The organism is Roseovarius sp. Pro17 (assembly GCF_035599575.1).
Taxonomy (GTDB): domain Bacteria; phylum Pseudomonadota; class Alphaproteobacteria; order Rhodobacterales; family Rhodobacteraceae; genus Roseovarius.
Window position 1 is genome coordinate 3,342,129 of the sequence record NZ_CP141179.1, and the last position, 17,770, is coordinate 3,359,898.

The following is a 17,770-nucleotide window of genomic DNA, read 5'->3' on the forward strand; positions in this document are numbered from 1 at the left end:
TATGCCGACCCTGCTCCATACTTTCTTGGAACTCGGAGACGCCGTCTCTCGCAATCTCGCCTTCGCACATGCCAACGATGGCAAGGTAAGTTACGGTGAAGAAACGATCACCGAGACCAACCTTCTGGAAATTCTCCGTAAGCATGGCGACCGCGGTACGCAGTTGACCGCGATTTCCAAGGGCAAGGAAGCGATGATCGGGGCTGACTGGGAATGGGTGGTCGTCGGCAAGAAATATAGCTTCTTCATGCGTGTCCAGGCGAAGCGGACCAAGAAGAACGACAAACTATCAACCAAGCACAAGGTTGGAAAACCGCCGAAAGTACCGAAAGAGCAAATCGATGTTCTCATCGACAATTGCCCCGCGAAGAATTCCGGTGATATCACCTGGCGGGCCGTCTATTGCTTTTATTCCAAGAACTCCGAGCGAAACCAATGGAAGTCAGCTGCAGCAAAGCAACCATATCGTGTTTTCGAGTACGGATGTTTGATTGCAGACGCTAGTGAGGTAAAGAAAAAAGCCAAGATCGGGACCATTCAGGATGTCGAGGACATCTCGGTTCCATGGCATTTCTTTTTCGCACCCGCTCGGTTCAACGCGTATTATCTTTTCGAAGATTCGATCGTCGTTGCTGATGGAAGCTTGGGTTTTCAGACAGCAGATGTAATCTTGTCCGAATTTTCCACTGACGACGCGGCTGACGGGGCCGCTTCAATTAGTTTTCCTACTGCTGAGCAGCTGAACGGTGAAATGCGCATTGACGACAACATGATCGGATTGAGGCCTACAAACCCGGAAGAAGTTGAGCGTGTTCGAACCCGTGATCGTCGCGATGGCATCGATGCTCCGCGTTTCCTGATCCTTGACGTCAAGGACGAGCCGAGGAGAAGAACGTAATGCCAACTCTGTCCGAAGCCGAAGTCGAAGCTGTTCTTCTAGATCAACTCTCAGCCTTGGGCTACATATGCATAAACGATGCCATTTCTGGCCCGATGGCCGCGCGCCGGAACGTGAGGCCTATTCCGATACGTTCCTGCCCACGCGCCTGCGCGATGCAATAGCCCGACTGAACCCCCAAATCCCCAAAGACGCCCGCGAGGATGCGCTGCGCAAGTTGCTCGCGGTCGAGCGCCCCTCGCTGATTGAGGAAAACCGCCGTCTGCATCGTGCGATGGTCGAAGGTGTGCCGGTGGAATACCGCGCTGAGGATGGCACAATCCGCGGTGACGCTGTGCGCCTTATCGACCCTGAGGACCAGCAGAACGACTGGCTGGCCATCGCGCAGTTCACAGTGATCGAAAGTGGCAACAACCGCCGCCCTGACGTGGTGGTATTCCTGAATGGCCTGCCCGTCGGTGTGATCGAGGTGAAGAAGCCGGGGTCCGAGAACGCAACACTCGGCGCGGCGTTCAACCAATTGCAAACCTACAAGGCACAGATTGGATCACTGTTCCGCGCCAATGCGGTGCTGGTGACGACTGACGGTATTCAGGCCCGCATCGGGTCGCTGACCGCCGATCTGGAACGCTTCATGCCCTGGCGCACGACCGATGGCGTTGATGTGGCCCCCAAGGGCGCGCCGGAAATGTCCGTGCTGATCGAGGGGATCTTCGCGCGCCACCGGCTGTTGTCGCTGTTGCGGGATTTCACAGTTTTTGGCGACACCTCCGGCGGCATCGCCAAGATCATCGCGGGTTATCATCAATTCCACGCCGTCAAGCGCGCGGTCATCAGCACCGTCGAGGCCAGCCGGTCGCAAGGTGATCGTAAGGCAGGGGTTATCTGGCACACGCAAGGGTCCGGCAAAAGCTTGCTGATGGCATTTTACGCCGGGCAGCTGGTGCGCGAACCAACGATGGAAAATCCGACCATCGTAGTGATCACTGATCGCAACGACTTGGACGACCAACTCTTCGGAACATTCTCAATGTGCCGCGACCTAATCCGCCAGACGCCGGTGCAGGCCGACAACCGGGAGGATCTGCAAAAGGCACTCGCGCGCGCCTCGGGCGGGGTTATCTTCACCACCATTCAGAAGTTTGCCCCTGAGAAAGGCGAGACCTACCCAATGCTGACCGACCGCCGCAATGTGGTTGTCATCGCTGACGAGGCCCACCGCAGCCAGTATGGGTTCAAAGCGCGCATCGAGAAAACCGGCGCCATCGCCTATGGTTTCGCCAAACACCTGCGCGATGCGCTGCCCAACGCGTCTTTCATAGGCTTCACCGGAACGCCAATCGAACAGGATGATGTGAACACGCCTGCGGTGTTTGGCCATTACATCGACGTCTACGATATTAGCCGTGCCGTCGAGGATGGGGCGACGGTGCCGATTTACTATGAGTCCCGTCTTGCCAGGATTGAGCTGCCCGACGCGGAAAAGCCCAAGGTTGATGTGGAGATCGAAGAGCTTACCGAGGATGAAGCTGTCAGCGAGCAGGAACGGTTGAAGCGAAAATGGTCCACCGTCGAGGCGCTTGTCGGCTCCGAGAAACGGCTACGCATGGTTGCTGAGGATCTGGTCACGCATTTTGAGGCGCGCGTGCAGGCGATGGACGGCAAGGCCATGATCGTCTGCATGAGCCGTCGTATCTGTGTGGACCTCTACAACCAGATCGTGGCCCTTCGCCCAGAATGGCATTCCGACGACGACGCAGGTGGCGTGATCAAGATCGTCATGACGGGGTCTGCCTCGGATCCCGAGAACTGGCAGCCCCATATCGGCGGCAAGGCACGGCGCGACCTTCTGGCGAAGCGCGCAAAGGATTCGAAAGACCCGCTCAAATTAGTGATTGTCCGGGACATGTGGCTGACCGGATTTGACGCGCCGTCGATGCACACGATGTACATCGACAAGCCGATGCGCGGTCATGGGTTGATGCAGGCCATTGCGCGGGTGAACCGTGTGTTCAGCGACAAGCCCGCAGGCTTGATCGTCGATTACATCGGCATCGCCCAGAATCTGAAATCCGCGCTGGGCCAATACTCCCAATCAGACCAGGAACAAGCAGGCATCGACGAGGCCGAGGCTGTAGCGGCCCTTTTGGAACGATTGGATGTGGTGCGCGCCATGTTCCACGGCTTTGACTATTCAACTGGGCAAACAGGCACGCCACATCAGCGCCTGGTCGCCTTAGCTGGAGCACTCGACTGGATCCTTGCAAAGCAGGACGAAGCCGCCCAGCGCGAAACTGACAAGGAAGCCAAGAAGTCCGCGCACCGTCGTTATCAGGACGCTGTGCTGGCGCTGTCCAAGGCCTTTGCCCTCTGTTCGGCCAGCGATACCGCCCGCGACGTTCGCGACGAGGTCGGCTTCTTTCAGACCGTGCGGGCGGCGATGGTCAAGGCCGCTGATACCTCCGGCCGCTCTGCCGCCGACCGCGATCTGGCCATTCGCCAAATCGTCAATGGGGCGGTCGCCTCAACCGAGATCGTCGACATCCTTTCGGCGGCTGGGCTTTCATCGCCAGATATTTCGATCCTATCGGATGAGTTCCTGGCCGAAATCGGGCAGATGGAGAAGAAAAACCTCGCCCTTGAAGCGCTGAAAAAGCTGCTGAATGACGAGATCAGATCGCGCAGCCGCTCAAACGTTATCGAGACCCGGAAATTCTCGGAACGGCTGGACGAGGCTATTTCGCGCTATCACACCAATGCCATCAGCACCGTTGAGGTGCTGCAGGAACTGATCGCGCTGGCGAAAGAGGTGCGCGAGGCCAGAAGCCGAGGTGAGGAAACTGGACTGACGCCGGAAGAGATCGCTTTCTATGATGCGCTGGCCGACAATCAGAGTGCCGTCGATGTCCTTGGCAATGACCAGTTGAAGATCATCGCGCATGAATTGCTGAAGGGCTTGAAAGCCAATGTCAGTATCGACTGGGCACACCGCGACAGTGCCCGTGCGCGACTGCGGGTTCTCGTGAAGCGCATCCTGCGGAAATACGGCTACCCGCCTGATTTGGAGGACGCCGCAGTTCGGGGCGTTCTGTCGCAGGCGGAAGCGATGCTATCGGAGATCACTGATAGCTAAACAAAACTAAATTAAGAAAAGGTGCGGCATGGCTAGGATTGAAAACCATCGGTTCAGTATAGACGAGGCTTTTCGTGAATGCTTCTACATCGTCCCCGATTATCAGCGAGAATATGTCTGGACCGACAAAGAGGTCTACCAGCTTCTGGAAGACATAAACGAGCAGATTGACGCTGGCGGAACACGCGAATATTTCATTGGTACTATTTTGGTGGCTCCTGCAGGCCAGAAAAACCATTTTGAGGTTATAGATGGCCAGCAGCGCCTAACAACTTTCTTTCTGTTGCTGTGCGCTTTGCACCATTTATTCAAGGGGGAGCCTCAGCGTGCGACCATCGGCGGTCTAATTTCAACAAGTTACACCGATAACGCTGGCGAGTCGCGCACAAGCCTAAAGTTGGAACCACGCTACGAGAATGCGGGTGAGGTGATGGCAAAGCTGGTGGAGCTTGATGCTGATCCGCAGGTCGTGCGCGCGGGTATACAGGCGTCAGGAATCGCGAGCTTTGGCTCGTTAGATAACCTCATTGGCGCTTACGGTACGATTTACCGCTATCTTAAAGACAACTACCCTGACCTTGCCCAGCTAAAAAGTTACTGGGGATACTTGGCCAACAATGTGGTGTTCATTCAAATTTCGACCGATGTTAGCAGCGCACTCAAGATTTTTGAAACGATTAACGAGCGTGGCGTCGGCCTTAATCCGATGGACCTGCTAAAGAACCTACTATTTACGCAAGTTCGTCACGCTGAATTTACTCAACTCAAAGACGAGTGGAAAAAAATTACTAAGCCGCTGGAAAAAAACAAGGAAAAACCTCTCCGGTTCTTACGCTACTTTTTGATGGCGAACTATTCCATCAAGAACGATCGCAACGACGCTGTCGTGCGGGAAGATGAAATCTATGACTGGTTTACCAACAAGAAAAACGCCGCTCTTTGCAATTACGCTGAAAAGCCCTTCGAGTTCGTGCGCAAAGTAACCCGAAATGTTGAGCACTACCTGGCGTTTAGCAACGGATTGGGAAATGATCATAAACCGAGTATTGCTATGGACAGCCTCAAGCGGCTTGCGGGCGGCGCATTCAGCTTGCACTATGTCATGCTGCTTGCGGCAGCAAATCTCCCAAAACCACTGTTCGATCACTTCGTGGCGCAGCTCGAAAGTTTCCTATTCTACTATATCTTTACAAAGACCCCAACGAAGGATCTTGAGCGCAATTTCTCCTTATGGGCAGACGAGCTACGCGAGATTGCGGGCGAGAAGGATCCCCTTTTACAGAAGATAAAATTGGACACCTTCGTCACGGAGCGCTTCGAGAAAAGCATGGCTGCAAAGTCACCAGAACTTGCTGATGCTCTTAAGCGTTTTACTATGCATTCTATGCAGCAATATCGAACCCGCTACCTGCTTGCTCGGCTATCCCAACATGTGGAGATGGCATTCAGCGGCGTAAATACACGTGGCAGCCTTGAGCCCTTCGCCAAATTAGAAATTGAGCACATTCTGCCAACCACACCGACGGCTGCACTTCGAGCCAACTGGGCACAAGAAAACCCTTCTGCTGACTACGATGACTTCAAGAGCCGTCTGGGAAATCTGACCCTGCTCGAAAAGCCAATCAATATAGTCGCGGGCAATGACTACTATGCAGACAAGCTGGAAGAGTACCGAAAAAGTGGCAGCTATCTGACGAGAAGCATAGCAGGACTGACACAAGTCGGCCAGAACACATCAATTTCGAGGATTAACGACAAACTGGAAGCATACACAGCTTGGAATGCAGCTTCGATTGAAAAGAGGCATTCTCTTTTGATCTCTTTAGTCAAGGATGTGTGGAGGACGACCTCGATATCGTCCTGAACACCAACCGTCGCGTCCACCAAAATAATAACCCCGCCCCCCTTTGCATGGTTCCTCTCGGCCCCCAAACGTATACGGGGGGGCGCAGCGCGGCATTTCGCTAGCGACTGGCTTCTTCACCGGGGAATCCAGGCGGAATCCACCTCGGCGACATCTCGAAATAAAATCACTACATTACAGCGCCTTACGTTGGTTCGTCCGATTCTCAAGGTGGATTTTAGTATTTTTGTCAAGAATCCACTTGGCGGAAGCCAGGAAGCCACTAAAACCGGAAGCCAGCCAGCGGAAGCCACCCTCGGAGAAGCCCTTGAATCCACTTCCGTTTTTCGTTTGACAAAGCTGCCCCCCTTGACCTACCTATTGATCATCGAAGAATAGCGCCCGGAGGAAACCCCTCTCGGGCGCTTTCGTTTTTCTCCGCACCTTGCAGTTCCCGATCCTGCTGCTTCCCATCGCGGTCGCGCGCATCGGTCTGTCCGCCCTGCCAAAATGAGAACCACCCCATGGACCTTGTCTTCGCGCCAGGCGAGATCGAGACGTGGCCGATTGATCGGCTGCGCCCCTATACCCGCAATGCCAAAATGCACGGCGACGACCAGGTGGCGAAGATCGCCGCCAGCATGGCGAAGTTCGGCTGGACCGTGCCCTGCATGGTGGCCGACGATGGTGAGCTGATTGCCGGGCATGGCCGGGTGCTGGCGGCGACGATGCTCGGGCTGACCGACGTGCCGGTGATCCGGCTCGGACATTTGGATGAAGCCGAGCGGCGCGCCTATCGCATCGCCGACAACAAGCTGACCGAGCTGGGCGAATGGGACGAGACGATGTTGCGCGACGAGATCGCGGGGCTGCTGGCCGAGGATTTCGACCTGTCGCTGCTCGGGATCACTGACGAGGATCTGGACGCCCTTCTGCGTGATCCGGACGCGCTGGGCGACGACGGGCCCATCGAGGGCGAGGATGACATTCCCGAACCGCCGGTCACGCCAGTGTCGGTGCCGGGCGATCTATGGCAGCTGGGATCGCACCGGCTGATCTGCGGTGACAGCACATCGGCCGATGTGGTCGGGCGGTTGCTCGGCGAGGTGAAGCCGCTGCTGATGGTAACGGACCCGCCCTATGGCGTGGAATATGATCCGTCATGGCGCAACCAGGCGGGCGCGGCCAAGACCAAACGCACCGGTAAGGTGCTGAACGATGATCGGGCGGACTGGCGCGAGGCTTGGGCATTGTTCCCCGGCGACGTCGCCTATGTCTGGCACGGCGCGCTGCACGCTGCGACCGTGGCCGAAAGCCTCGTCGCGGCCGGTTTCGCAGTCCGTTCGCAAATCATCTGGGCCAAGGATCGGCTCGTTCTCAGCCGCGGCGATTATCACTGGCAGCATGAACCCTGCTGGTATGCCGTGAAGAAGACCGGCAAGGGACATTGGGCTGGGGACCGCAAGCAAACCACGCTCTGGCACATCTCGGGCAAAGACCAGGACGCCGCCACCGTCCATGGAACCCAGAAGCCGGTCGAATGCATGCGCCGCCCGATCCTCAACAATTCCAGCCCCGGTCAGGCTGTGTTCGAACCCTTCATGGGATCAGGCACCACACTGATCGCGGCGGAAACCACGGGTCGGGTGTGCTTTGGCATCGAGCTGAACCCGGCTTACGTCGATGTGGCCATCGAGCGCTGGCAGCAATTCACCGGTGCCAATGCCGTGCTGGCTGAAACCGGCGAGACCTTTGCCGACCTGAAGGCGGAAAGGCTGGGCGCATGAAGGCGCCCCATGTCACAGGATGCTAAAAAATGGGCTCAAAACCTCACGCGACGATAAACAAGGGTCCCGTATAGTTCTTGACCTTACCAACATCGGTTGTGACAGTTTGGCGACCGAGGCGCCGATAGCAAAGGATGCAAAACATGACGACAGACCTCCATGTGGTCCCTGCACGACGCGGTCGCGCCGTCCGAGTTGCCAAGGGAAAAGCCATTCAAATCATCAATACCCACGGTAAACAGGTCGTGGACACGTGGTGTTTTAATGCCGACGACTTAGCCGAATTCATGTCCATGGAGCATCTGCACGCGGCGATTGAGGGCATCTTTCCGGCGAAAGGTGATGCACTCACCACCAATCGGCGGCGGCCGATCCTGCTTCTGGAAGAAGACACCTCACCCGGGCGCCATGACACGGTAATCGCAGCCTGCGATGTGCACCGCTACGCCATGCTCGGGTGCCGGGAGTATCACGATAATTGTACTGACAATCTGCATGCCGCATTGGCGCAGCTTGATCTGCGCGCGCCGGACTGCCCGGCACCGCTGAACCTGTGGATGAACATTCCCGTAAAGCCGGATGGAAAAATCATTTGGGGCGAGCCACTCAGCAAGCCGGGAGACTATTTGACGCTACGCGCTGCGATCGACTGTGTCGTGGTGATGTCGACCTGCCCTCAGGATATGATCCCGGTCAACGGCGCCGACTGCAAGCCGACTGAGGTTCACTACCGACTGCTCGACTAACGGGACCGCAAATCATTCTGCGTCGCAGTTAATTCGATACACCCTGCCTCTGTCGTTCTCCTTCACCGAGGTTACAATCAGCCCGAGCTTCTTGCCCAAAGCCCCAGACATCGCGCCACGCGCAGTGTGAGCCTGCCAGCCGGTAGCTGCGATGATCTCCTCCATCGTGGTCCCTTCGGGGGCTTGAAGCATAGCGATCAGCATCGCCTGTTTGGTCCCCGCGCGCGGAGTCGGCAGCTTGGGCGCGGGGATTTCGGCAACTCGCTTGCGGACGGCCACCATCGTTCGCACCACCACCGGCTCGATCCCGATGGCCAGCAAGCCCGCGTCGGTGACCACCAGCGTGGTGCCGAGGCCGGAGGCGGTTTCCCGCCAGAGCGGCTCGCCTTTGCGGGTGTCGGCGTCGACCTCCTCGAGCCAGCCGCGTCCGATCATCATGCTGACGACCTTTTTCGCGGCGGCGCCATGCAGTCCCTTGGGCAGCGGCATCGCGAGATTGTCTGCGCGCTGGGCTGCGGCGCTGAGGATGAGGGTCTGGGTTTCGGTGAGTTTGGGCATGTGGTCCTCCGGTTTCCGAGGGCCAGCGCCGGTGCCAGCCCTTCTACCGGGTAAAGCCCGCCGCATGGACGGGCCGCGTTATCGCGCGCCCTCGCGTCAATCGGCGTGTTCACCCTCCCTGAAGGCGCTGTCGGTGATGCGCCTGAGGAGGCGTGCGTAATGCTCGAGGGTGCCGACGTCGCCCCAGTTGATCTCGTCGGGGTGAGTCTCGAAATGATCGGCGCTAAGGGCTTTCAGGCGCTCGAGCATCGCGTCGATTTCGGCCTTCTTGCCGATAAACGCGTGCAGGGCCGCTTCGTTCGACCGGTTCCTCGAACCGATGGCGGAACCGGTCTCACTCCGCCGGGTCTTCTCGGCGCGCAGCTGGTGACGGGGTGTGGTGATCGGGTTCAGGCGTGTCATGGTTTGGCCTCCGGAGGGGATAAGTTGCATCGTTTTCGTGAAATCAGAATCGCTCTACGGGCGAGTGTAATCAACTAAATACCAAGCAATATCATTGCTTTAATCGGAGCGTGCGGGGCCGTGGAAGGTATGTCCGAGCGCGAGTACTCCGCCCATTCCGGCCTGTCGCGCGGGGCGATCCAGAAGGCGCGTAAAGCCGGGCGGTTGGTGGTATACAGCGACGGGTCGATCAACGCCGCAGCCTCGGACGTGCGCCGGGCTAATATGACCGACCCCGACCAGCAGCGGCGCAGCACGGGCGGAGACAGTGGCTTCTCTGGGCCAGCTGACAGCTCGTCCTACCTCAAGGCCCGCACCGCGCTGACCGTTTATCAGGCGCAGGAACGTCAGCTGGCGATCCAGAAGAAGAAGGGCACGCTCGTGGATCGTGCCCGGGCGGAAACGCTGGTGTTTCGCCTCGCGCGGCAGGAACGCGACGTCTGGGTGACCTGGCCCAGCAGAGTCGCGGCGTTGATGGCGGCGGACGTGGCCGCGGAGGTGGAAAAACAATCCGGCGAGCCGGAGCGACCGGGGCGCCCGGTGATCATCGAGGCCGCGATCCTGCAGAGGGTGCTGGAAACCCATGTCAGAGCGCAACTCGACGCCCTCGCCGATCTCCGGGTCAGCCTCGGATAACGGCGACGATACGACCGACACCGATCTGACCGAAGATCAGCTGGCGGACGGGCTCGACCTCGACTTTGACGGCTCCGAGGATATCCTGCGCGCCTGGCGTCGCGGCTTGCGCCCCGATCCGGACCTGACGGTGTCACAATGGGCGGATCAACACCGCAAGCTCTCCTCTCGCGCCTCGGCCGAGCCCGGCCAGTACCGCACCGCCCGCACGCCGTATCTGCGCGAGATCATGGATGCGCTATCGCCCCGCCACCCGGCGCAGCGGATCAGCTTCATGAAAGCCGCTCAGGTCGGGGCGACTGAAGCTGGCAACAACTGGATCGGGTTCGTCATTCATCACGCGCCGGGACCGATGCTGGCGGTGCTGTCGACGGTCGAGATGGCGAAACGGACCTCGCGCGGGCGGCTCGATCCTTTGATCGCCGAGAGCCCGGCTTTGCGTGAACGTGTCAATCCGGCGCGGTCGCGCGACGCGGGCAACTCGATGCTGTCCAAGGAATTTCCCGGCGGTATCCTGGTGCTGACCGGGGCCAACTCCGCCACCGGCCTGCGATCGATGCCCGCGCGTTACATCTTTCTCGACGAGGTCGACGCCTATCCGGCCTCGGCCGACGAGGAAGGCGATCCTGTCACCCTGGCGGAAGCGCGCACGACCACCTTCTCGCACCGGCGCAAGGTGTTCATGGTGTCGACCCCGACGATCCGGGGATTGTCGCGGATTGAACGCGAATACGAGGCGTCAGACCAGCGGCGCTACTTCGTGCCGTGCCCGCATTGCGGAGCGATGCAATGGCTGCAGTTCGAGCGGCTGCGCTGGAACAAGGGCCGCCCCGACACCGCAGCCTATGCCTGCGAGGGCTGCGAACGTCCCATCTCCGAGCATCACAAGACGCAGATGCTGGAGCGGGGCGAATGGCGCCCTACTGCTGTCGCAGCCGACCCCTATTCCATCGGCTTTCACCTCTCGGCGCTCTATTCGCCGCTGGGCTGGAAAAGCTGGGCGCAGATCGCACAGGACTGGCTGGCGGCGCAGGGTTCGGAAGAGATGCTGCGCGCGGCGCGCAACACGCTGCTGGGCGAGACATGGGTCGAGTCTGGCGATGCGCCGGAATGGCAGCGGCTGGCAGAACGCCGCGAGGCGTTTGGGGCGCAGATTCCCGAGGGCGGTCTGTTCCTGACCGCAGGCGTCGATGTGCAGAAGGACCGGATCGAGGTCGATGTCTGGGCCTGGGGTCGCGGGCTGGAAAGCTGGCTGATCGATCACATCGTCATTGCGGGCGGTCCTGACGATCCGCAATGCTGGGACAAGCTGACGGCGCTCTTGGGGCGCACCTGGACCCATGCCAACGGCGCTGTGATGGTGATCGCCAAGCTGGCCATCGACACCGGCTATGAAGCGGCGGCTGTATACGCCTGGGCGCGGGCGCAGGGCTTCGGGCAGGTTTCCCCTGTCAAAGGCTTGGAGGGCTTCAATCGCGCGACGCCGGTGTCGGGGCCAACCTTTGTCGACGCCACCATCGGCGGCAAGCGTCTGCGCCGCGGCGCGCGGTTGTGGTCAATCGCCACCGCCACCTTCAAGACCGAGACCTATCGCTTCCTGCGCCTGGAGCGGCCTTCGGATGAAGACAGGGCCCTTGGCGCGCTCGACGCACCGGGCACGGTGCATCTGCCCGACTGGATCGACACCGAATGGCTGAAGCAGCTGGTGGCCGAACAGCTGGTCACCGTGCGCAACAAGCGCGGCTATGCCCATCCCGAATGGCAAAAGATGCGCGAACGCAACGAGGCGCTCGACTGCCGGGTCTATGCAAGGGCGGCCGCGTGGATCCTTGGCGCGGATCGCTGGGACGAGGCCACATGGCGGCGTCTTGAAGAACAAGCCGGGGTGGAAACCCGCCCGGCACCGCAATCGGCCGCCACTCTTGAACCGCAAGAACCTGCTGCGCCAAAGGCCGGAACACCAACCACGCCACGGCGCAAGCGCCGGGTCTACACACCGAACTTCATGAGGGATTGAGATGGATCTGGAACGGATGCGCGCGCTGCTGGCCGCACTGCAGGAGGCACGCTACGCGGGCGTCCGCTCGGTCAGCTATGATGGCAAGACTATCGCTTATGGTTCGGACGCCGAACTGGCGAATGCCATTGCCGATCTCGAAACCCGGATTGCCACCGCCACCTCCGGCACCCCGCGTCGTCGCCGCTGGGGTACCGTCGCCACGAAGGGCCTGTGATCCATGGCGTTTGAAGCTTTTCGCCAGCGCATCGGCAGCATCATCGGCGGCTTCGATGCGGCGCAGGCCCATCGTCGGCTGCGGGGCTTCCGCGCCTCCCGCGCCCATGTGAACACGCTGATCGCGGCCTCGGGCGATACCATCACCGCCCGCGCGCGCTGGCTGGTGCGCAACAATGGCTATGCGGCGAATGCGGTGGAATCCTTCGCCAGCAATGTCGTCGGTGACGGCATCAAACCGTCCAGTTCCATTGCGGACGCAGCAAAGAAGGAGGACCTGCAGGCCCTGTGGCTGGCCTGGACCGACGACGCCGATGCCGAAGGGCTGACGGATTTCTACGGGCTGCAGCGCCGCGCCGCGCGCGAGGTCTATCTCGCGGGCGAAGTGTTCATCCGTATCCGGCCGCGCCGGGCCGAGGACGGTCTGACCGTGCCTTTGCAATTGCAGATGCTGCCCGCCGAGATGCTGCCGCTCGACATGAACCGCGAATTGCCCGGCGTCGGCCTGATCCGTCAGGGCATCGAGTTCGATGGCATCGGCCGCCGCGCCGCCTATCATTTCCTGCGCCGCCATCCAGGTGACATAACCGATCCGGGGCTGGCGGGTGAGACGACACGGGTGCCCGCATCCGAAGTGATCCACGTATTGGACCCGGTCGAGGCGGGCCAACTGCGCGGGGTGTCGCGATTCTCCGCCGCCATCGTGAAGCTGTTCACGCTGGATCTCTACGACGACGCCGAACTGGAGCGGAAGAAGATCGCGGCGATGTTCGCGATGTTTATCACCTCGCCCGCCCCGGAAACCCCGCTGGAACCGACCGAAGAGGATCTGGAGGTCGAACCCGGACAGGTGGTGCGCCTTGATCCCGGCGAGGATGTCTCGACCCCGGCGACGCCGGACTCGGGCGGCACCTATGAGCCGTTCCAGTACCGCACCTTGCTGCAAATCGCGGCGGCGCTGGGCATCCCCTATGGCTATCTGACCGGCGACACGGCCAAGGGAAACTTCTCCAACACCCGCATATCGCTCATCGAGTTCCGCCGCCGCATCTCGGCCTTCCAGCACAGTGTAATGGTCTATCAGATGGGCCGCGCGGTCTGGACCCGCTGGATGGATGTGGCCGTTCTGTCGGGAGCCATCGATCTGCCCGGTTATGGCGGCCAGCGCCGCCAATACCAAGCCTGCGCCTGGCTGCCGACCAAATGGGACTGGGTCGATCCAATGAAGGACGCCTCGGCCGAGATCCTGCAGATCGAAGCGGGCCTGAAATCCCGCACACAGGCGATTTCTGAGCGCGGCTATGACGCCGAACAGGTCGACCGCGAGATTGCCGCCGAGCGTAAACGCGAACTGGCGCTGAGCCTCGATTTCCGGCGACCGGGATCTCCGGCGCAGGGGCCGGGAACTGTGAGCGGCAGTGACGACAAGCAGGATGGCGCGGATGGCGACGGTGCGCCGGAAGACACTGAAGACGAGTCCAACCCCAAGGATGAAACGTGATGCACCACGCCCAGATCGCCCAGCGGGCCTTCAACACGCCGCTGATGGTGGACCCTGCCAAGGCACTGGCGTTCCTGTCGGGACTGGGGCCACGCATCACGGGCCAGGACATCACCTTCCACGGCGTGGAGACCGATGCCGCTGATCAGGCGGCCGCCGCGCAGCCCGTCCGCGTTTCGCTGTTCGGCACTGATCTCGCCCAGCGCCATCAGCGCAATGGCAGCCCGCCCTACGCAGTGATCGACGGCATTGCCGTGATCGAAATCGCCGGCACGCTGGTGCATCGCGGGGCGTGGATTGGCCAGTCGTCCGGTCTGACGTCATACGAGGGCATCGCTGCCCAGATCAACGCGGCAATGGCCGATCCTGACGTGCTCGGGATTGCCCTCGATATTGACAGCTTCGGCGGTGAGGTCGCGGGGGCCTTCGATCTGGCCGACCGGATCCGGGCGGCGCGGGCAGTAAAGCCGGTGCAGGCCTTCGTGGCGGAACACGCGCTGTCCGCTGGTTACGTTCTGGCATCCCAGGCCGATCGCATCATCCTGCCGCGCACCGGGGCGGTCGGCAGCATCGGCGTCGTAGCGCTGCACACTGACATGAGCGGCGCGCTGGATCAGAAAGGCATCGCCGTGACGCTGATCCATGCCGGGATCCACAAGATCGACGCCAATCCTTACCAGCCCCTGCCCGAGGCGGTGCACGACCAGATGCAGCGCGAGCTGGAGGTCGTGCGCTTCCTCTTCGCCGAGACCGTCGCCGCCGGGCGCGGGGATCGTCTCAGCCATGCCGCCGCGCTGGCAACAGAGGCTGCCGTGCTCCGCGGCGCTGATGCCATTGCCGCCGGTCTTGCCGACGAACTGGCGGATCCAATCACCGCCTTCCGCACCTTCGCAGCCGCCCCGCGCGGCACCAATCCCACCAGCAGAAAGGGTCCACAGATGACCACCAACTCCACCGACACCCCGAATTCGGATCAGATTGCCACCCCGCCCTCGCCTCAGCCCGCAGCAACGGCTGCCGAGACTGCACCCGAACCGCCCATTGAAGCAGCTGCACTCATGCCCACGCCTGACACATCCACCATGAGCGCTGACGCCGTCCGCGCCGAGGCTGCTGAGGTCGCACAGGTCTGCGCGCAGGCCGCCCTGCTGGGGGTGGACATCGACGCCGCCGACGCTGTTGCGCGCGGGCTGAAACCTGAAGCCCTGCGCGCCCGCGTGCTGGCCGATCTTGCCACCCGCAGCGACGCCGCTGGCATCATCGCCACCGCCCCTGCGGCGGCTGCCGCCAAGGACAGCCCGATCATCGCCGCGGCGAAGAAGGCCGCCTCAACCTCGCGCTGATCGCAGCACCACTCGCCAAGCCCCTAAACATGGAGACTGACCAATGCCCGTCCTGACGCAACCGCCCGGCATGGGCGATGTCCTCAAATATGAGGTCAACCCGAGCTACACCCGCGAAGTGGTCACGCTGCTGCAAGGCATGCCCTATCCGGTCGGCTCGGTGCTCGGCCAGATCACCGCCAGCGGCAAGTACAAGCTGGCGACCAGCGGCGGCGCTGATGGCGCGCAGACCGCCACTGCCGTCTTGCTCTACGCCGTCGACGCCACGCTCGCTGATGCGACCGGCATCGTCGTCATGCGCGGCCCCTCGATCGTGTCGCGGGCAGGCCTCGCTTACGACGGCACCGTCGATGACAGCGCCAAGATCACCACCAAGATCGGCCAGCTGGCCGCCGTCGGCATCATTGCCCGCGACGGCGTCTGACACCACACCCCTTCATCCCCCGGAGCACCCTATGACCCTTGTCCGCAATCCCTTTGACGCTGGCGGCTATTCGCTGGCCGAGATGACGCAGGCCATCAATATCCTGCCCAACCTCTACACCCGCCTTGGCCAGATCGGCCTCTTCCGCTTCGAAGGGGTCAGCCAGCGTTCGGTGATCATCGAGCAATACGAGGGGGTGCTGAACCTGCTGCCCTCGGTCCCCCTCGGCGGTCCCGCCACTGTCGGCACCCGCGAAGGTCGGGCCATGCGCAGCTTTGCCCTGCCGTGGATCCCGCATGACGACGTGATCCTGCCGGGCGACGTCCAGGGAAGCCCCGCGCTGGGCACCTTCGATGCAGCCGATCCGCTGGTCGAGGTGATGAACCGCAAGCTGATGCTGATGCGCCGCAAGCACGCCCAGACCCGCGAATACATGGAGATGAATGCCCTGCGCGGCATCGTCAAGGACGGCGCGGGCACGACGCTTTACAATTACTTCACCGAGTTCGGCCTCGCGCAGTTCTCGGTGGACTTCCTCCTCGGCACTGCGGGTACGAATGTGCAGGGCAAGGTTCGCGAAGTGTTGCGCGCGGTCGAGGACAACTTGCTGGGCGAGGCAATGTCCTCGGTCCATGCCCTCGTCAGCCGCGAGTTCTTCGACAAGCTGATCGCGCACCCGAAGACCGAGGAGGCCTACAAGTTCTATGCGGCCACCGGGGCGCAGCCGCTGCGCGAGGATACGCGCCGCAGCTTTCCCTTCGCGGGCATCGTGTTCGAGGAGTATTCCGGCACCGTGACGCTTTCAACCAACGCCAGCGAACGGCTGGTGCCTGCCAGCGAAGGCATCGCGTTCCCGCTTGGCACGATGGATACCTTCACCACCTATGGCGGCCCGGCCAACCTGCTGGAAGCGGCCAATACCATGGGCCTGCCGCTCTACGCCCGCCAGCATCTCGACGAGAAAGGCCGCTGGATTGATCTGATGACGGAGGCCTCGATCCTGCCGGTAAACAAACGGCCGCGCATCGCGATCCGCCTGCACACCTCAAACTGACCGGCGCGTCATGAATGTCTTTGCCGCCGCTATGGACCGGATCTTCGCCAACCCGTCCATGGCGGTGGTCGCATTGTGGATCTCGGGCACCACGTCGGAAGAAAGTTCCATCCGGGTGATCCGTCGCGCTCCGGATCGTATCACCGAGTTTGGCGCTGCGCGGCTCATGAGTGATACGATGGTGCTGGATGTTCGCGTCTGCGACCTGGCCGATCCGCGCACCGGCGATCTGATCGTCATCGGCACTGACAGCTTTACGATCCAGGGAGAACCTGTGCGCGACAGCGACCGCCTGATCTGGACGTTGGATCTGCGGCCATCATGAAGCTGAAGCTCGATATTGATCCCGATCTCGTCGCGATGATGGCCGCCGAGGTTAAGGCGGGAGAACGCGCGGTATCTGCTGCCATGCGCGAGGCCGGGACCGGGCTGAAATCCGACTGGCGCGGGCAAATCACTAGCGCAGGGCTCGGACGACGGCTCGCCAACTCGATCCGCAGCCAAAACTTCCCGCGGGCGGGCGAAAGCCTCGATGCCGCCGCACTGGTCTGGTCCAAAGTCCCAGTGATCATCGGGGCGCACGACACTGGCCCGCTGATCCGCTCGAAGGACGGATTCTGGCTTGCGATCCCGCTGCCTGCGGCGGGCAAATCCACGCGCGGCGGCCGGATCACGCCCGGCGAATGGGAACGGCGTCGCGGTCTGCGCCTTCGCTTCGTCTATCGCCGGACGGGCCCGAGCCTGCTGGTGGCCGAGGGACGACTGAACACCAAGGGTCAGGCGGTAGTGTCTCGTTCCAAAACCGGGCGCGGCAAGGTCACCGCGCCGATCTTCCTGCTGGTACCGCAGGTGAAGTTGCCGAAGCGGCTGAACCTCGACCGGGATGCAGAACGGGCGCTGGACAGCGTGCCGGAGTTGATCGTGGCGAATTGGGTGGACGGGCGCTTCAGTCAATGACGGCTCTGCGGGACGGAGTGGGCCCTTAAAAAAGCATAGACTTTGACATTTTCGGCATCCTGGCCGATATAGCCAGCATGGTTGAGAAGGACATCCACATTGTCGCCCGGTTTGCCGGTATCCCCTTGGCGGGATGCCGGGATGCCGATCACGCGAACTGACCACGCTGATTGCCAGCCTCGGCCTCGCCCGTTCGGACGAGGCTGTTTGGCGTGG

16 protein-coding genes are annotated in these 17,770 nt (G+C 61.2%); 14 read left to right on the plus strand and 2 right to left on the minus strand.

The annotated features are described in order from the left end of the window. The first annotated feature begins 1 nt into the window (after position 1). The 5 genes from U3654_RS16140 (at position 2) to U3654_RS16160 (ending at position 8,407) form a co-directional block, all read left to right on the plus strand. A complete protein-coding gene (locus tag U3654_RS16140) occupies positions 2-898 on the plus strand; it encodes a DUF6615 family protein (RefSeq protein WP_324752558.1) in 897 nt (298 codons plus the stop codon). A 67-nt stretch (positions 899-965) separates the two neighbouring features. After that, on the plus strand, positions 966-4,031 hold the full coding sequence (locus U3654_RS16145) for a type I restriction endonuclease subunit R (RefSeq protein WP_324752559.1): 3,066 nt from the start codon (positions 966-968) through the stop codon (positions 4,029-4,031). A 28-nt stretch (positions 4,032-4,059) separates the two neighbouring features. Continuing rightward, positions 4,060-5,895 carry a DUF262 domain-containing protein gene (locus U3654_RS16150; protein WP_324752560.1) on the plus strand — a complete coding sequence of 612 codons (1,836 nt, stop codon included), beginning with the start codon at positions 4,060-4,062 and terminating at the stop codon, positions 5,893-5,895. Positions 5,896-6,398: 503 nt separating this feature from the next. Continuing rightward, complete coding sequence (locus U3654_RS16155; RefSeq protein WP_324752561.1) at positions 6,399-7,661, plus strand: site-specific DNA-methyltransferase; 1,263 nt, start codon at positions 6,399-6,401, stop codon at positions 7,659-7,661. Between the two features lie 143 nt (positions 7,662-7,804). Continuing rightward, entirely contained in the window at positions 7,805-8,407 is a 603-nt protein-coding gene (locus U3654_RS16160; RefSeq protein ID WP_324752562.1) for an urea carboxylase-associated family protein, read from the plus strand. Positions 8,408-8,419: 12 nt separating this feature from the next. Here U3654_RS16160 and U3654_RS16165 read toward each other — a convergent pair whose 3' ends face one another. Together U3654_RS16165 and U3654_RS16170 are read right to left on the minus strand one after the other, a co-directional pair. Continuing rightward, positions 8,420-8,965: a DUF3489 domain-containing protein gene (locus tag U3654_RS16165; RefSeq protein WP_324752563.1), complete on the minus strand. Its 546-nt coding sequence runs from the start codon at positions 8,963-8,965 to the stop codon at positions 8,420-8,422. Between the two features lie 96 nt (positions 8,966-9,061). Then, positions 9,062-9,286, minus strand: coding sequence for a hypothetical protein (locus U3654_RS16170; RefSeq protein ID WP_324755309.1), 225 nt, complete (start codon positions 9,284-9,286; stop codon positions 9,062-9,064). 201 nt (positions 9,287-9,487) lie between these two features. Between U3654_RS16170 and U3654_RS16175 the strand changes: the two genes are divergently transcribed. From U3654_RS16175 to U3654_RS16215, 9 genes are read left to right on the plus strand one after another with little or no spacing between them, the layout of a single operon-like run. Next, complete coding sequence (locus U3654_RS16175; protein WP_324752564.1) at positions 9,488-10,042, plus strand: hypothetical protein; 555 nt, start codon at positions 9,488-9,490, stop codon at positions 10,040-10,042. Further along, positions 9,990-12,059, plus strand: coding sequence for a phage terminase large subunit family protein (locus U3654_RS16180; RefSeq protein ID WP_324752565.1), 2,070 nt, complete (start codon positions 9,990-9,992; stop codon positions 12,057-12,059). Before U3654_RS16175 ends, U3654_RS16180 begins: the two co-directional genes overlap by 53 nt. A 1-nt stretch (position 12,060) precedes the next feature. Further along, complete coding sequence (locus U3654_RS16185; RefSeq protein WP_324752566.1) at positions 12,061-12,276, plus strand: phage head-tail joining protein; 216 nt, start codon at positions 12,061-12,063, stop codon at positions 12,274-12,276. 3 nt (positions 12,277-12,279) lie between these two features. After that, on the plus strand, positions 12,280-13,776 hold the full coding sequence (locus tag U3654_RS16190; protein ID WP_324752567.1) for a phage portal protein: 1,497 nt from the start codon (positions 12,280-12,282) through the stop codon (positions 13,774-13,776). Further along, the gene (locus U3654_RS16195) at positions 13,776-15,119 is read left to right on the plus strand and encodes a S49 family peptidase (protein WP_324752568.1); all 1,344 of its coding nucleotides are present in this window, start codon (positions 13,776-13,778) and stop codon (positions 15,117-15,119) included. Before U3654_RS16190 ends, U3654_RS16195 begins: the two co-directional genes overlap by 1 nt. A 43-nt stretch (positions 15,120-15,162) precedes the next feature. Continuing rightward, positions 15,163-15,543, plus strand: a complete 381-nt coding sequence (locus tag U3654_RS16200) for a head decoration protein (RefSeq protein ID WP_324752569.1) — start codon at positions 15,163-15,165, stop codon at positions 15,541-15,543. A 31-nt stretch (positions 15,544-15,574) separates the two neighbouring features. Continuing rightward, positions 15,575-16,597 (plus strand): major capsid protein, encoded by a 1,023-nt coding sequence (locus U3654_RS16205; RefSeq protein WP_324752570.1) that lies wholly within the window; start codon positions 15,575-15,577, stop codon positions 16,595-16,597. A gap of 10 nt (positions 16,598-16,607) precedes the next feature. Further along, on the plus strand, positions 16,608-16,922 hold the full coding sequence (locus U3654_RS16210; RefSeq protein ID WP_324752571.1) for a head-tail joining protein: 315 nt from the start codon (positions 16,608-16,610) through the stop codon (positions 16,920-16,922). Further along, positions 16,919-17,554 carry a DUF6441 family protein gene (locus U3654_RS16215; protein ID WP_324752572.1) on the plus strand — a complete coding sequence of 212 codons (636 nt, stop codon included), beginning with the start codon at positions 16,919-16,921 and terminating at the stop codon, positions 17,552-17,554. The genes U3654_RS16210 and U3654_RS16215 overlap by 4 nt, the downstream gene beginning before the upstream one ends. Positions 17,555-17,770 lie beyond the last annotated feature (216 nt).

Coding starts and splice junctions, on each gene's coding strand:
- U3654_RS16140 (WP_324752558.1), top strand. CDS start 2: ATGCCGACCCTGCTCCATACTTTCTTGGAACTCGGAGACGCCGTCTCT.
- U3654_RS16145 (WP_324752559.1), top strand. CDS start 966: ATGCATAAACGATGCCATTTCTGGCCCGATGGCCGCGCGCCGGAACGT.
- U3654_RS16150 (WP_324752560.1), top strand. CDS start 4,060: ATGGCTAGGATTGAAAACCATCGGTTCAGTATAGACGAGGCTTTTCGT.
- U3654_RS16155 (WP_324752561.1), top strand. CDS start 6,399: ATGGACCTTGTCTTCGCGCCAGGCGAGATCGAGACGTGGCCGATTGAT.
- U3654_RS16160 (WP_324752562.1), top strand. CDS start 7,805: ATGACGACAGACCTCCATGTGGTCCCTGCACGACGCGGTCGCGCCGTC.
- U3654_RS16165 (WP_324752563.1), bottom strand. CDS start 8,965: ATGCCCAAACTCACCGAAACCCAGACCCTCATCCTCAGCGCCGCAGCC.
- U3654_RS16180 (WP_324752565.1), top strand. CDS start 9,990: ATGTCAGAGCGCAACTCGACGCCCTCGCCGATCTCCGGGTCAGCCTCG.
- U3654_RS16185 (WP_324752566.1), top strand. CDS start 12,061: ATGGATCTGGAACGGATGCGCGCGCTGCTGGCCGCACTGCAGGAGGCA.
- U3654_RS16190 (WP_324752567.1), top strand. CDS start 12,280: ATGGCGTTTGAAGCTTTTCGCCAGCGCATCGGCAGCATCATCGGCGGC.
- U3654_RS16195 (WP_324752568.1), top strand. CDS start 13,776: ATGCACCACGCCCAGATCGCCCAGCGGGCCTTCAACACGCCGCTGATG.
- U3654_RS16200 (WP_324752569.1), top strand. CDS start 15,163: ATGCCCGTCCTGACGCAACCGCCCGGCATGGGCGATGTCCTCAAATAT.
- U3654_RS16205 (WP_324752570.1), top strand. CDS start 15,575: ATGACCCTTGTCCGCAATCCCTTTGACGCTGGCGGCTATTCGCTGGCC.
- U3654_RS16210 (WP_324752571.1), top strand. CDS start 16,608: ATGAATGTCTTTGCCGCCGCTATGGACCGGATCTTCGCCAACCCGTCC.
- U3654_RS16215 (WP_324752572.1), top strand. CDS start 16,919: ATGAAGCTGAAGCTCGATATTGATCCCGATCTCGTCGCGATGATGGCC.